Source organism: Streptomyces europaeiscabiei (genome assembly GCF_001550375.1).
GTDB lineage: Bacteria > Actinomycetota > Actinomycetes > Streptomycetales > Streptomycetaceae > Streptomyces > Streptomyces europaeiscabiei.
Window position 1 is genome coordinate 1 of record NZ_LRTR01000770.1, and the last position, 13,836, is coordinate 13,836.

A 13,836-nucleotide genomic window follows, 5' to 3' on the forward strand; every position below is an offset into this window, starting at 1 on the left:
CGGCCTCCCGCAACGCCACGGCGGCCGCGGCAGCACCGGCCGCGTCACCGGCGGCACGAGCCGCACCAGCCGGACCGGGGGTGTCACCCCCACCTATCGCGTCGCCCGCACCGACCGCGTCCCCCACCCCGACGACGTCCCCGGCGAGCGCCGCCGCCTGCTCGTACCGCTGCTGGGACTCGCCCAGCAGGTTACGGGTGAAGGTCAGTTCGGCCAGGGCGAGGGCGAGGCGGTGGGCGTGCGGGCGCTGCGCCGGGCGGTCGGCCGCCCAGGCGAGGGCCGCACGGAGGTCGTCGGCCATGGCGTCGAAACGGGCGCGCCCGTCCACGTGCCCGTCCACGCGCCCGGCTCCGGCTCCGACTCCGGTGAGGGCGGTCGCGCCGGCCAGGCACCAGTCCATGTGGCGGGACCGGGCGTCCGTCAGCTCGGCGGTGTCGGCGAGCCGCTCGGTCCCGTACTGGCGGATGGTCTCCAGCGCCTGGTAGCGGGTTCCCGTCGCGGAGGGTGCCGCGGTGAGCAGGCTCTGTTCGGCGAGCCGGCCGAGCCCGTCGGCGACCGCGGCCGCGTCCAGCGGGGCGAACCCGGCCACGGCCGTGGCCGCGTCGGCGGTGAACGGCACGACGAACACCGAGATCCGGCGCAGCAGCGCCCTGTCCCCCGGTTCCAGCAGGTCGTGGCTCCAGTCCAGTGCCGCCCGCACCGATCGGTGCCGCTCGTCCGCGCGGGGGCCGCCGGCGAGGATCCGAAGCTGGTCGGAGAGCCCGGCGGTGAGACCGTCCAGTCCGAGGGTGGGCCATCGTGCGGCCGCGAGTTCGATCGCGAGCGCCATGCCGTCGAGGCGTGCGCAGATGGCCGCGATCCGGTGGCGTACGGCCGGTTCCGGTGGCGGGCCGACCGCCGCGGCCCGTTCCATGAACAGGGTCACGGCGTCCGACTCGGCGCCGCCGTCCCAGGACAGCGGCGGAACCGGGAAGACCCATTCGAACGGCACCATCATCCGGGCCCGGCTCGTCGCGAGGACCCGTAGCCGCGGGCAGGCGATCAGCAGCCGTTCCAGGAACGGCGCCACCCCGTCGCGTATCTGCTCACAGTTGTCCAGCACCAGCAGCGCCTGACGGTCCGCCAGGGCGGACAGCACCGACTCGTCGACACCGCGCCCGGGTTGTTCGCCGACCCCCACGGCCGCCGCGACCGCCGCCCCCACCCGCTTCGGGTCGGTGACCGGGGCCAGGTCGACGAACCACACCCCGTCGGCGAAGTCACCGGCCACGTCGGCGGCCACCGCGAGCGCGAGCCGGGTCTTGCCCACTCCGCCCGGACCGGCCGCCGTCACCTGCCGGCGTGTCTTCACCGCCTCGGCCAGCTCGGCGCGCTCGCGCGCCCGGCCGATGAACGCCGTCAGCGGTACCGGCAGGGCAGGTGCCGGACGGGGTCGCGCGGCGCGGGCGAGTTCCGCCGCGCGCCGGGACAGCGCCCGCCGGTCCGGTTCGTCGAGCTTGCGCAGCAGCGCGGAGACATGTGACTCGACCGTGCGCACGGAGATGAACAGCCGCGCGGAGATCTCCGCGTTGCTGAGGTGCTCACCGAGCAGCGCGAGCACTTCGGCTTCCCGAGCCGAGACCACTGGACTGGACACCGGCCCATTATCCGTCGCTCCGTGGCGTCTCCGTGGTGAATTCCGTGCTCACCACGGAGGCGGGCCGTGGCCCCACGGGGAGAGGCTGGGACCACGGAGAGCGCACCTGGCGGACACACCGGGCGGGTCGCGGCCCTCCACCACGCAGCCGAGGACCACAGGAGTGACCATGACCGGTTCGTCCGCCGACCCACGCCCCCGCGGGGAGCGTCGCCATGACACCGAGCACCGGCTCGCCCATGACGTCGATGTCTGGGTGGCCAGCGCCTCGGTGGACGGTGTGCCGTATCTGGTACCGCTGTCCTTCGACTGGGACGGCGAGACGCTGCTGGTGGCCACCCCGGCCGACAGCCCGACCGGCGGGAACCTGGCCGCGACCGGGACCACTCGGCTGGGGCTGGGCCCCACCCGGGACGTGGTCATGATCGAGGGCGAGGTCGAGGTCCTCCGGATCGACGCGTTGCCGCGGGAGCGGGGGGACCGGTTCGCCGCGCGCACCGGCTTCGACCCGCGGGCGTCGGCCACGCCGTACCGCTGGTTCCGTATCACCCCGCGCCGCCTCCAGGCGTGGCGCGAGGCGAACGAGCTGACGGGGCGTGAGCTGATGCGCGACGGCCGCTGGCTCGCCTGAAACACCGCGACGGCGCGCGCCCCGACACGAGGTGGCGCGTCGTCGGGACGACATCGATGAACCGAGATCGACGAGCAGATCAGACAGTGTGAGGAAGGAAACCCACCATGACGAACACAGCGAAGTCCACCCGGAGCGGCGGCACGGCCGAGGCGAGGTTCGACGGGTTCACGGTCGAGGAACGCGCCGCGATGAAGGAGCACGCCCAGGAGCTGAAGGCGTCCGCGCGTCGGGGCCCGCGCACGGCCAGGGCGGACGGGGAGAGCGATGTGCTCGCGAAGATCGCCGGGATGTCGGACGCGGACCGTGCCCTCGCCGAACGGCTGCACGAGATCGTCCGGTCCAACGCGCCGGACCTCTCACCGAAGCTCTGGTACGGCATGCCCGCGTACGCCAGGGACGGCAAGGTCGTCTGCTTCTTCCAGAGCGCGCAGAAGTTCAAGTCCAGGTACGCCACGCTCGGCTTCAGCGACCAGGCACGGCTCGACGAGGGCACCCTGTGGCCCACCACGTACGCCCTCACGGAACTGACCGCCGCCACGGAGGCACGGATCGGCGAGCTCATCAGGAGGGCCGCGGGCTGAGAACCCGGAGCACGTCCTCGCGGAGCGCGACGTGAACGAGGCGCCGGCGATGGTCGCGATGGCACAGAGGGTGGCATCGGGGATCACGCCGGGCTTCTACGGCCGGGAGATGGGCCGACTTCCTTCACCGCAAGCCCCCTTGACCGCGATCCGTCCCGTTGGTTCCGTGGGAAGGCTGCTCATGGGAGCGCTCCCGCTTCCGGTGAGAAAGGATCCCGATGCAGACCTCCCCCCACAGGTCCCGCAGACGCGGCCTCGCGGCCGTCCTCACGGCCGTGCTCGTCGCCTGTCTGGTGTCGCTGGCCGGCATCACCCACGCCCACGCTGCGCCGGGCGACGGCTCGGTCCTTGACCCCAACATCGCCTATGTCGGCCGCTGGGACACGAGTTCCGGCACGACGGCCGTCGCCAACTGGACCGGCGCGTACGTGCAGACGTCCTTCACCGGCACCACGGTGAAGGTGAAGGCGAGGGACGCGGTCAACTTCTACGTCAGCGTCGACGGCGGACCCGATGTCTTCCACGCGGGCGTACGCGGCACCGTGAACCTCACCCCGCGGCCCCTGGCGTCGGGCACGCACACCCTGCGGATCACCTACCGGTCCGGGGACACGGCCTTCCAGGGCCTGGTCCTGGACTCCGGGGCCCGTACGGTGGCGCCCGGCGCGCCGGCCGGGCTGATCGAGTTCGTGGGCGACTCCATCACCGCCGGCGCCCTCACCGACCGGCTGGCGCTCGACTCGTACGCGTGGAAGACCGGCGAGCGGCTGGGCATGCGGCACACACAGATCGCCCGCTCCGGCTACTGCCTGGTCGCGCAGTCCGGCTGCACCGGTCTGAGCGGTCAGTTCTTCAAGTCGGCCAGTACGGGCGCCACGAACTGGGACTTCTCCCGCTATCGGGCGAGCGCGGTCGTCATCAACCTCGGCACCAACGACATCGGGCACGGGGTGTCCGGTGCCGCGTTCCAGTCGGCCTACACCGCTTTCCTGCGGGACGTCCGCGCCAAGTACCCGGACGCGGTCCTCTTCGCGGTACAGACGCTCAAGAAGCGGTACGTCACCGAGACCAGGGCAGCCGTCGGCGCGCGCAACAACGCCGGGGACGGCAAGGTCCGTTACGTCGACACGAGCGGCTGGCTCACGGACGGCGCCGACTACGAGGACGGCAACGGGCATCCCAACGAGGCGGGCCACACCAAGTTCGCGGGCCGGCTGGCCTCCGTCATCGGTACCGCCCTGAGCGGCACGGCAGCCGCCTCCGTGAAGGCGGCCGCTCCCGGACAGCCCGGCGACCCGAACATCAAGTTCGTCGGACGCTGGGACACCGCAGGCTCCAGCACCGCGTACACGCCCTACTGGGCCGGTGCCTACTACCGCGTCGGCTTCACCGGGCGGACCGTCCAGTTGAAGCAGCGCGGCACGATCGACTTCTGGGCGCGGATCGACAACGGACCCGTGAAGTTCTACGACGACGTGAAGGGAACGGTGAACCTGACCCCGGCCGCACTGGCCTCCGGCCGCCACACGCTCCAGGTCAACTACCAGGTGGTGGCGGGCTCCTATCGCGGTGACGCCGTCTTCCAGGGACTGGTCCTGGACAGCGGCGCGACCACCTTCGCCGCGCCCGCGCCGGCCAGGACGGTCGAGTTCGTCGGTGACTCGATCACCGTGGGCACGACGACCTCGCAGAACGCCCGTACCGCGTACGGCTGGCTGATCGGGGAGCGACTCGGCACCGAGCACACGCAGATAGCCCAGGGCGGGGCGTGCCTGGTCGCCGCGGCGGACGGGTGCGTGGGTCTGGAGCGGCAGTACACCAAGCTCAACCCGAACGCGGCGACACCCGACTGGGACACCGCCCGCTACCGGGCCGACGCCGTCGTCATCAACCTGGGCACCAACGACGTGGGCCACGGGGTGAGTTCGGCGCAGTTCCAGGCCGGCTACACCAGTCTGCTGCGCAAGGTCCGAGCCGCTCATCCGCAGGCCTGGATCTTCGCGTTGGAGACCTTCCGCGGCCGGTTCGTCCCGCAGACCGAGGCCGCCGTCCAGGGGGCGATCGCGGGCGGGGACTCCCGGGTGTCCTTCGTCGACACCACGGGCTGGCTGGGCTCCGGCGACCTCACCGACTCCGTCCACCCCAACGACCAGGGGCACCGCGCCATCACCGACCGTCTCGCCCCGATCATCGCCGCCAGAATCGGCGCCTGACGCGCACGGCGCACCTGCACGGAGCCCGCGCCGCCCGCACCCGCCGCTTCACCGTTCAAGGTGCGGGCCGGCGCTTCGCCGGACCTACCATGGGGTCATGCCCGTCGTCCTCTTCGCAGGTATTCCCGTGAACGACTACACAGCGGCGCTCTCCTGGTACGAGCGTCTGTTCGGCTCCCCGCCGACGTTCTTCCCGAACGACGCGGAGGCCGTGTGGGAGCTGTCCGAGCACCGGTATGTGTACATCGAGCACCGGCCCGGACGCGGCGGCCACGCCCTGCACACCGTCTTCGTCGACGACCTGGACGCCCGCGTCGCCGGGATCGCCGGGCGGGGCCTGGAGCCCAGGACCCGCGAGACCTACGCGAACGGCGTACGCAAGGTCACGTACGAGGATCCGGACGGGAACGAGATCGGGTTCGGCGGCGGTCCGCTCTAGACCTGTCCGCGAGGCGAGGGCGTCGGGCGGGGTCCGTGGGCGCGCCTTCCGATGCCAGGCCCTCGGCTGGCGCAGGCAGGGTCGACGGCGATGACCGCGGCCGCCTACACCCTCGTCCAGCACGCCCTCGTCCAGCACGCCCTCCTCCAGCACGCCCTCGTCCGGCACGCCCGTCGCTCCGCGCCGCGCAGCGACGACATCTCTCCGCTCCTCATCCACTCGATCCGAGGACGGTATAGGCCGCCACGCAACCTTTCAACCGGTTGACTCGTCTTCCTCACTGAACAGAACAAAACGCCCCTTTGTCCCGACTCGTTCCGACGGGGGAACACATGAACTCGACCCGCACCCGTCGCGGCACAGCCGCGGCCCTCACCGTCCTGCTGGCGACCGCCCTCGGAGCCGCCGGCGCCGGCGCGTCGAACGCGGACTCCGCCGCGCCGAAGACACGACAGATCGCCTCGTCCGTCCTGGGATCCGACTACAAGATCACCCTGACCGCGCTGCGTTCGACGGAGGACGAGTACGCCGCCTCCGTACGCCTGCAGGTCTTCACGCGGTCCGGCGGCGCCTGGAAGGAGTCGGACCGCGTGACCGTCGGCGACGTGGACGGCTGGTTCTGGTACTCGCTCACGGGCAAGGGCGCCGTCTGTCAGCTGTCGACCGCCGGCACCGAGCCCGCCCCGCTCACCGTGAGCCTGCTGCTCACCCCCTCGCTCGGCTGCTCCGACCCGGCCCACTTCGTGGTGAAGCAGGGCAGGGCCTACGCCGACTGAACCCCCCTTCCACACAGCACCCTCACCCTCTTGTTCACATACGTGATTACGGAACCAGCCCATTGACCCGGAGGCAAGCCCTCCGTAAGGTTCCCGCCATTCCTACGTACGTGACGGTAGTTCACACATGTGAACCACCGGAGGGAGAGACAACGATGTCAGAACGCGTCATACCCGATGCCGAACGGCGTGCCGTCAGCAAGTTCCTGCGCCGCATGCTGCCGATCCTCGTCCTGATGCTGCTGATCAACCAGATGGACCGGACGAACGTCGGCTTCGTACAGGACGAGCTACGAGCCGATGTCGGGGTGAGCGCCACCGCGTACGGACTCGGCGCGGGTCTCTTCTTCATCGGGTACGCCCTGTTCGAAGTACCCAGCAACATGCTCCTGGAGCGGTTCGGGGCCCGTGTCTGGCTGACCCGCATCATGATCACCTGGGGTCTGGTGATCGTGGCGATGTGCTTCATCCACAACGTATGGATGTTCTACGGACTGCGCTTCCTCCTCGGTGTCGCGGAGGCCGGCTTCTTCCCCGGTGTCCTCCTCTACTTCACCCAGTGGCTGCCGGACTCCAGCCGGGGCCGGGCGAGCGCGATCTTCCTGGGCGGCTCGGCCACCGCGTACATCGTGACCGGGCCCATCACGGGCGCGCTGCTGGAGCTGCACGGCGTCGGCGGGTTCGCCGGCTGGCGCTGGATGTTCGTGCTGGAAGGGCTGTTCTCCATCGTCGTCGGCTTCGTCGCCGGGTTCTTCCTCGTCTCCCGCATCAAGGACGCCAAGTGGCTCACCGCGGAGGAGAAGGACGCGCTGGACACGGCGGTCGCACGGGACGAGGAGGCGCGCAGCCGGGCCCCCAGGGTGTCGCGGCTGAAGCTGCTGGTCCACCCTCAGGTCGCACTGCTGACCACGGTGTTCTTCGCGATGGCCCTCACCGGGTACGCCATCACCTTCTGGCTTCCCAGTCTGGTCGAGGAGATCGGAGGACTGTCGCCGTTCCAGATCGGTCTGCTGTCGGCGATCCCGTGGATCTGCGCGGTGATCGCGATGTACTCGGTGAGCCGGTTCACCGACCGCGCCCCCGACCGCCGTCCCTATCTGGCCGCCGCCCTGGTCCTGTCCGCCACGGGCACCTTCCTGGCCACGCTGGGCTCCCCCTGGTTCGGCCTGGCGGCCATCACGCTGGCCGCGGTCGGCGGGAAGTGCGCGGCCACCCTGTTCTGGCCGATGGCGCAGTCGGGTCTCGACCTGAGGATCGCCGCGCCGGGGCTCGCGGTCGTCAACTCTCTTGGAAACCTGGGCGGTTTCGTCTCCCCCACCCTCTTCGGCTACCTCAAGGACACGACCGGCACGACCAACGGCGGCCTGTACACACTGTCGGCTGCCTCCCTGCTCGCGGTGATCGGCGTGACCCTGATCCACCGGAGTGGCGGCGGGACGGGAACAGCTTCGGGTGCCGACGAACCCGCCACCGTGCAGGGGAAATTGGCGACAGGTGACGCGCGGTGAAACACGCTCGGCCACGCATCAGGTCCGGATCGCCCGCGCAGGCGCGGGCCGAGGGGCCGGGGCGGTAACCGTCACAGGGGCGCGGCGTGGATGTGGACCGGGAGGCCCGAGCGGGAGATCGCGTCGCGTTCGAAGGGGAGGCCGATCTTCTCCGCGACCCGTTGGGACGGACGGTTGTCGGGGCGGATGATCGCGACGAGTCGCTTCGCGTGGAGGACGTCGCGGGCGTGGTCACGGCAGGCTGCCGCCGCCTCGGTGGCGTAGCCGTGCCCCTGGAGGCCGGCCCGGACGCGGTAGCCGACCTCCAGCTCGGTGACTCCTTCGATCTCCTGCGGTGTCAGACCGCAGTCGCCGACGAACTCGCCGGTGGCGCGGAGAGTGACCAGCCAGAGTCCGTGCCCCTCCCGACGGTAGAGGCCCTGGTTCCAGTCGATCCAGGCCAGGGCTTCCTCCCGGGTCCGAGGGCGGAGGTAGTGGCGCATAACGTTAGGGTCGCCGAGCATCGCGGCCATGTCGTCGAGGTCGTCCTCCGTCATCTGCCGGAAGGCGAGCCTCGGGGTGGGTGGCGGGGGTGGGTGGGGGAGGTTCACGGGTACTCCTTCTACTCGTTCTACTCGTTCTACTCGTTCTCCTTCTTCTCCTCCTTCGGTCAGCGCACCCGGCGCGCCCGTCTCTTCAGCCGGGGTACGCGGTCGAAGATCGCGGCGAGCCGGGCTGCCTGGGCGAAGAGAGTGGCCGGGCGGGAGCGGTCGCCGTCGAGGTGGGTGAGGGTTTCCATGCCGAGGTAGAAGGCCACCGCGGCGCCGGCGAGTACCCGAACCCGGACGACGGACGCGAGGGGTTTGCCGCGCAGGAGGACCGTGAGCTGTTCCTCGGCCAGGTCCTCCCATTTCCGGGTTTCGAGCGCCAGTTGGGCCGCCAGCCGGCTTCCGGGTCTGGCCCCGGCGTACAGCTCCTGGACGGCGGCGATGTGCCCGGTCTCGGTGTCCTCGTCGTACAGCTCGCGCAGCCGTGCGATCGCGGGCACGGCACGGTCGATGCCTGACAGTTCGGCCCGGTAGCGGTCGATGCGGGCTCGGCTGGTCCGTTCCAGCGCCGCCACCAGCAGGTCGTCCAGGTCCGCGAAGTGGTAGTAGATCACTCCGGGTGCGAAGCCCCCGGCCTGGGCTATCGCCCGCGCGGTGGTCCCGCCGTAGCCGTTGCGGACCAGGCAGACGAGGGCGGCTTCCAGGACCCGGTCGCGGGTGCCACGAGCACCTTGAGCGCCACGGCCGTCGCGGGTTTGGCGGATGTCGGGGGTGCCACGGGTGTCAGACAACGCGCACCGGCCGTACTCCGTGGGCGGCGAAGTGGCCTTCGAGTCTGCGCGCCAGTTCCGGGAGGTGGTGGCTGGGCACCCGCGGGTAGAGGTGGTGCTCCAGGTGGTACGTGAGCTCCAGGAAGACGGCGGGGATGATCCTCCCGCGCAGCGTGCGGGTCTGCGTCAACGGGGTGTCTCCGTAGTCGTGGTGCGGCAGATACACCGTCAGGAGCGGGTACACCCAGCTTCCGACGATCGCCATCACCGTATAGACCAGCAGTCCCGGCGTGTACGGCAGGAGCAGCACTCCCCCGACCAGTGCGGCGAACGGGGCCACGGCCTCCGCCAGCAGCCAGCGCCGGTCCTGTCCGCGCCGGTAGGACCAGAGCCAGAGGCGTACCAGGAACACGGGGCCGTGGCAGATCGCGCCCAGGAGGGTCAGTTCGGCGGGATGGCCCTCCGGGTCGTCGGGGTGCGGGAAGAGGCGGTGGTGCTGGGTGTGCGTGGCGCGGTAGGCGTGGCCGCTCTCCAGCAGGGCCAGTCCCATCGCGAACAGCGCCCAGTCGGTGGCCCGTGGCGACAGGCCGATCGTGCGGTGCACCACGTCATGGGTGACGGTCACGACGGCGACGAAGATCCCGAACACGATCACGGGTGTCAGCCACCACCAGCCGAGCCACACCGCGCCGGCGAAGGCCAGCGCTCCGGCGCCCGGCCGGACCAGCGCGACGATCCGCCGCCGGCGAGTGGTGACGAGCAGGTCCTCGCCGAGTTCGGCCAGGGTCGGCAGACCAGGGGCCGGGGCGCTCTGTGGCCCGGCGGGTCCTGGGTTCTCGGATGCGGTCATCCCGCGCGTCTCCTCTCCTTCAGCAGTCCTTCGGCGACGATGCGGCTGCCCAGCACACAGGCGACGGTGCCGAGGCCCGGCCACGTCGAGTCGCCCACCAGCCACAGGCCGGGGCCGCCGAGGTCGTGCGGAATCGCGTGCTGGTTGGTGTTGGCCAGGCGCTGGCGTACGCCGCCGACCGCGCCCTGCGGCCGGAAGGCGAACCGTTCGTAGCTGCGGGGCGTCCCGGTCTGGGCGATCACGGCGCGTTCCCCGAGCCTGGGGTACACGCGCCGCGCGCGGGCCAGGAGTTGTTCCCCGGTCTCCTTCTTGCGTTGCTCGTACTCCGCGGTGTCGAGGTCGCGCCAGTCGGCGAGGTCGGTGTGGGTGGAGAGCATCACGGCGCGGTGGCCGGGCGGTGCGCTGAGCGGGTCTCCGGGTGCGGACACGGAGACGAACATGTTGTTGCCGTCCCCCAGGGGAAGGTCGTAGGACTGAAGCAGTTGATGGTGCGTCAGCGGCTGGTCCGCGACCTCGGACTCGGGGACGCCGAGGAAGACCACGGTCGCGCCGCCGACGGCGTCCGCGTCGCGTCGCAGGTATCTCCGGAGCCTGGGGGCGACGGGGAGCCCGGCGCAGATCGCCGCCGTGGTGACGGCGGGGACCGCGCTGACGATCCGGCGGGCGTGGAAGGTCCCTTGCCGGGTCGTCAACCGGTAGCCACCGGACGCGTGTTGGACCTGGGTGACTCGGCAGGCGGTCCGGAGTGAGCCGCCCAGCTCTCGGTAGCGCCCGACCAGCACGCGCCAGAAACCGTGCATGCCGCCGTTGTGTCTGCTGAGACCCGCGCCCCGGATGGTCACCCCGAGCGCCGCGTTGATGAGGGGGGCGTCGTCGACACCCGTGTGGACGGTGTCCTCGACGAGCATGGCGAGCAGCCCGACCAGCGCGGCGTCCGCGCGCAGGCCGTGGTCGCGCAGCGCGTCGCCCAGGGTCCGGTTCAGGTGCCGGGCGTACGGGAGTGCGGACCAGCCGACCGCCCGCAGGTCGTGGAGGGCGTCGGCGGGGCCGCGGATCGGCAGCCGTACGCCCGCCCGGCTGGCTCGCCAGAAGGTGTGCGCGAGCCGGTCGAGCAGGTCCCAGAACGCGCGATGCCGCTCGCTGTCGCCGAGCGTGCGCAGCCGTTCGGCGTGCCAGGCGGCCTGATCACGGTGGAGCACGATCTGTCGGTCCGGCAGATGTGCCTGGTAGCCCGGTAGTTCCTGTGCGTCCAGCAGGGGAATGCCGACGCTGTCGAGGAGTTCGCCGCCGACGCCTCCGGGGCCGAAGTCGACCAGGGTGGTCGCGCCCACGTCGAAGGAGAAGCCGCGCTTGCGGTAGTAGCCGGCACAGCCACCCGCGTGCCCGTGCGCCTCCAGCACGATCGTGGACAGGCCGGCCGCCTGCAGGCGCAGCGCCGTCGCCATGCCGGCCATCCCGCCGCCGATCACCACCACGTCGGCGCGGCTGCCTGTGAACCTGTCGGCGTGCCTGCCGGTGTGCTCCTCGCCGCAACTGCTCGCGTCACGACCCGCGTTCTGAACGTTTGTTCTGAACATCCGTTCAGAATGGGACAGTTCTCCTTCCGCGTCAACGCTTCGGGCGTGTGCGAAGAGACTCCCGGGAACCGCTCCCGCCGGGATTGCGTACCTCTGTACGATCACCGGTCACGCACGGGGTATCGCGGTGGAGGGGACGGCGATGGACGACAAATCGGCTGGACGAAGAGGTGGTTGGCGGCTGAGGGCCGTCGCGTCGGGGGCCGCCGCGGCGGTGCTGCTCGGCGGTTGCAGCGTGGGGGCGTCAAAGCGGGCGGCCGAGCCCGGGGGCAAGGCTTCGGGGTCGCCGACGCCTTCCGCTTCCGCGTCCGGGCAGGTGTCTGCGGAGGGCGCGAAGCCGTCTGCGACACCGTCCGTGACACCGTTCGAGGCGGACCCGGATCGCGTGCCGCGTTCCACGAAGCAGGGCGCCGCACTAGCGGAGGCGGTCGCGATGCGGCCGCAGGACTGGGGCGCGGGCTTCCGGGCGCAACCCCTCGCCCGCAGCGCCGAAGGCACGGCCGCCGTACTGGACGACGAGTGCCGGTGGCAGCGTCGGGCACTGCCCGACGGTGTGCTCGCCTCGTTGTCCCTCTACAGCGAACTGCCGGGCACCGGGAAGCGCGGCACGGTCAAGGTGACGGCGACGGTGACCGTGCACACCACGGTGCTCGGCGCCGACGACCATCTGTCCGAAATGCTGGAGGAGGCGCTGCGCTGCCCGGAGCAGCAGGTACGCGCCGACGAGCGGATCGCGGACCTGATGTCCATGGGCACCTCCCGCGGTATACGCGGCAACAACTACGCCGACGACTCGATCGTGGAGACGGGCGTCTATCTGACCGGCAGCGGCAAGGCCTGGTACCGGTGGATGGTCACACGGCTCGGCCCGGTGACCCTGACGGTGTCGTTCAAGGGCGCCGAGGGCTACACCGTCAAGGAAATGGAACCGTACGTGACGCGTGGCACCACCACCATGCTCGACCGGGTGGCATACGAGCTGGGCGGAGGCGAGGGCTGATGGAGCGGCTGCGTTCTTCCGATCCCGCGCGGATCGCCGACCACCGTCTGCTCGGCCGGCTCGGCGCCGGCGGCATGGGCGTCGTGTACCTCGCGCGCACACCGGCCGGCTCGCTGGTGGCACTCAAGGTACTGGCGGCGGAGTACGCCGAGGACGCGGGTTTCCGGGGACGGTTCCGGCGTGAGGTCGAGGTCGCCCGGCGCATCAGCAGCCCGTGGGCGGTGCCCTTGGTGGACGCCGACGCGGACGCGGAGGCGCCCTGGCTGGCGACGGCGTACGTGCCCGGTCCGTCCCTCGCCGAGGCGGTGGCCGCGCACGGGCCGCTCACCGAGCACGGGCTGCGAATCCTCGGGGGCCGGCTGGCGCTGGCACTGGGCGAGGTCCACCGGGCGGGGCTGGTCCACCGGGACCTCAAGCCGGGCAACGTCCTGCTCGCGCCGGACGGGCCCCGGCTCATCGACTTCGGTATCGCCAGGGCGCCCGAGGACACCTCGCTCACGGCGACGGGGTTCGTGGTCGGCACGCCCGGCTATCTGTCGCCGGAGCAGGCCGAAGGGCATGGCGGCCAGACCATCGGCGCACCCAGCGACGTGTTCTCCCTCGGCTGTGTCCTGGCGTTCGCGGCGACGGGCCGCCCGCCGTTCGGCGCGGGGGCACTAGACGCGCTCCTCTACCGGGCCGTGCACGACCCGGCCGACCTCGACGGCGTCCCCACCGCGCTGGTCGACCTGGTGTCCCGCTGCCTGGAGAAGGACCCGCTTCGCCGACCCGAGGTGGAGGAGGTCGTACGGAAGCTGCTGCCCAAAGACTCCGCGGAGGGCGGAGTTTCTGCGGAGGGGATGGAGAGTACGGCTCCCGGAGGGGCGGCGGACGGCCCGGACGCAGGGTCCGGTGAAGCACCCGCCGAGATGCCTGTCGAGGCCGCGGACGCCGAGGGTGTCACGGACGCCGAGGGTGTCACGGACGCCGAGGGTACGGACGCCGAGGGTACGGACGCCGAGGCCGAGGTCCGCGATGCCGAGGCCCGCGAGACGCCGGCCCAGCCCGCCGACGCCCCCGCCGATACGCCGGGCACCTCCCCCGCTTCCTGGCTCCCCGAGGAGGTCATCAGGCTGATCGCCCGGCGTTCGACCGAAGCGCTCGCGCTGCCGGACATCGACCACACCGAGATCTCGGCCGCCGCCTCGCGAGCGGACACCGCCCCGGGCAGCGGGTCCCCGAGCGGGCCCGGACCACGGCGCTCCGCCTCCGACGACGACACCGCGTCCCCGGCGTCCGGCACCGACGACACCCGGCCCACGGCGGCCACCGACACACCCGAAGCC

Annotated in this window: 14 protein-coding genes; 9 read left to right on the top strand and 5 right to left on the bottom strand. The window is 71.5% G+C overall.

The window, feature by feature from the left end; all coding sequences use genetic code 11:
• The coding region (locus AWZ10_RS37750; RefSeq protein WP_244172686.1) for an ATP-binding protein at positions 1-1,636 on the bottom strand (1,636 nt) is incomplete at its 3' end.
• A 169-nt stretch (positions 1,637-1,805) separates the two neighbouring features.
• On the opposite strand from AWZ10_RS37750, the gene AWZ10_RS37755 reads away from it, so the two are divergent.
• The 7 genes from AWZ10_RS37755 (at position 1,806) to AWZ10_RS37780 (ending at position 7,787) form a co-directional block, all read left to right on the top strand.
• On the top strand, positions 1,806-2,267 hold the full coding sequence (locus tag AWZ10_RS37755; protein ID WP_060893267.1) for a pyridoxamine 5'-phosphate oxidase family protein: 462 nt from the start codon (positions 1,806-1,808) through the stop codon (positions 2,265-2,267).
• Positions 2,268-2,374: 107 nt separating this feature from the next.
• A complete protein-coding gene (locus AWZ10_RS37760) occupies positions 2,375-2,851 on the top strand; it encodes an iron chaperone (protein ID WP_046704311.1) in 477 nt (158 codons plus the stop codon).
• Between the two features lie 218 nt (positions 2,852-3,069).
• Positions 3,070-5,064, top strand: coding sequence for an SGNH/GDSL hydrolase family protein (locus tag AWZ10_RS37765; protein WP_046704310.1), 1,995 nt, complete (start codon positions 3,070-3,072; stop codon positions 5,062-5,064).
• A gap of 97 nt (positions 5,065-5,161) precedes the next feature.
• A complete protein-coding gene (locus AWZ10_RS37770; RefSeq protein ID WP_037698275.1) occupies positions 5,162-5,503 on the top strand; it encodes a VOC family protein in 342 nt (113 codons plus the stop codon).
• Between the two features lie 90 nt (positions 5,504-5,593).
• Complete coding sequence (locus tag AWZ10_RS51900; protein WP_159058508.1) at positions 5,594-5,770, top strand: hypothetical protein; 177 nt, start codon at positions 5,594-5,596, stop codon at positions 5,768-5,770.
• 65 nt (positions 5,771-5,835) lie between these two features.
• On the top strand, positions 5,836-6,279 hold the full coding sequence (locus AWZ10_RS37775; protein ID WP_060893268.1) for a hypothetical protein: 444 nt from the start codon (positions 5,836-5,838) through the stop codon (positions 6,277-6,279).
• A gap of 155 nt (positions 6,280-6,434) precedes the next feature.
• On the top strand, positions 6,435-7,787 hold the full coding sequence (locus tag AWZ10_RS37780) for an MFS transporter (RefSeq protein ID WP_046704308.1): 1,353 nt from the start codon (positions 6,435-6,437) through the stop codon (positions 7,785-7,787).
• 71 nt (positions 7,788-7,858) lie between these two features.
• Here AWZ10_RS37780 and AWZ10_RS37785 read toward each other — a convergent pair whose 3' ends face one another.
• The 4 genes from AWZ10_RS37785 to AWZ10_RS37800 are packed head-to-tail and all read right to left on the bottom strand — an operon-like array spanning position 7,859 to position 11,511.
• On the bottom strand, positions 7,859-8,377 hold the full coding sequence (locus tag AWZ10_RS37785) for a GNAT family N-acetyltransferase (protein WP_208618624.1): 519 nt from the start codon (positions 8,375-8,377) through the stop codon (positions 7,859-7,861).
• Positions 8,378-8,436: 59 nt separating this feature from the next.
• The gene (locus AWZ10_RS37790) at positions 8,437-9,105 is read right to left on the bottom strand and encodes a TetR/AcrR family transcriptional regulator (protein ID WP_244172687.1); all 669 of its coding nucleotides are present in this window, start codon (positions 9,103-9,105) and stop codon (positions 8,437-8,439) included.
• Positions 9,098-9,934 carry a fatty acid desaturase family protein gene (locus AWZ10_RS48920; protein WP_060893269.1) on the bottom strand — a complete coding sequence of 279 codons (837 nt, stop codon included), beginning with the start codon at positions 9,932-9,934 and terminating at the stop codon, positions 9,098-9,100. The genes AWZ10_RS37790 and AWZ10_RS48920 overlap by 8 nt, the downstream gene beginning before the upstream one ends.
• Positions 9,931-11,511 (bottom strand): phytoene desaturase family protein, encoded by a 1,581-nt coding sequence (locus AWZ10_RS37800; protein WP_079104600.1) that lies wholly within the window; start codon positions 11,509-11,511, stop codon positions 9,931-9,933. The genes AWZ10_RS48920 and AWZ10_RS37800 overlap by 4 nt, the downstream gene beginning before the upstream one ends.
• A gap of 385 nt (positions 11,512-11,896) precedes the next feature.
• Here AWZ10_RS37800 and AWZ10_RS37805 point away from each other — a divergent pair, with 385 nt between their 5' ends.
• On the top strand, positions 11,897-12,511 hold the full coding sequence (locus tag AWZ10_RS37805) for a hypothetical protein (RefSeq protein WP_063809832.1): 615 nt from the start codon (positions 11,897-11,899) through the stop codon (positions 12,509-12,511).
• The coding region (locus AWZ10_RS37810) for a serine/threonine-protein kinase (protein ID WP_159058509.1) at positions 12,511-13,836 on the top strand (1,326 nt) is incomplete at its 3' end. The genes AWZ10_RS37805 and AWZ10_RS37810, both read left to right, overlap by 1 nt.

What these genes read in the sequence shown, in the direction of transcription:
- AWZ10_RS37755 (WP_060893267.1), top strand. Translation starts at nt 1,806, where the DNA reads ATGACCGGTTCGTCCGCCGACCCACGCCCCCGCGGGGAGCGTCGCCAT.
- AWZ10_RS37775 (WP_060893268.1), top strand. Translation starts at nt 5,836, where the DNA reads ATGAACTCGACCCGCACCCGTCGCGGCACAGCCGCGGCCCTCACCGTC.
- AWZ10_RS37780 (WP_046704308.1), top strand. Translation starts at nt 6,435, where the DNA reads ATGTCAGAACGCGTCATACCCGATGCCGAACGGCGTGCCGTCAGCAAG.
- AWZ10_RS48920 (WP_060893269.1), bottom strand. Translation starts at nt 9,934, where the DNA reads ATGACCGCATCCGAGAACCCAGGACCCGCCGGGCCACAGAGCGCCCCG.
- AWZ10_RS37765 (WP_046704310.1), top strand. Translation starts at nt 3,070, where the DNA reads ATGCAGACCTCCCCCCACAGGTCCCGCAGACGCGGCCTCGCGGCCGTC.
- AWZ10_RS37800 (WP_079104600.1), bottom strand. Translation starts at nt 11,511, where the DNA reads ATGTTCAGAACAAACGTTCAGAACGCGGGTCGTGACGCGAGCAGTTGC.
- AWZ10_RS37770 (WP_037698275.1), top strand. Translation starts at nt 5,162, where the DNA reads ATGCCCGTCGTCCTCTTCGCAGGTATTCCCGTGAACGACTACACAGCG.
- AWZ10_RS37760 (WP_046704311.1), top strand. Translation starts at nt 2,375, where the DNA reads ATGACGAACACAGCGAAGTCCACCCGGAGCGGCGGCACGGCCGAGGCG.
- AWZ10_RS51900 (WP_159058508.1), top strand. Translation starts at nt 5,594, where the DNA reads ATGACCGCGGCCGCCTACACCCTCGTCCAGCACGCCCTCGTCCAGCAC.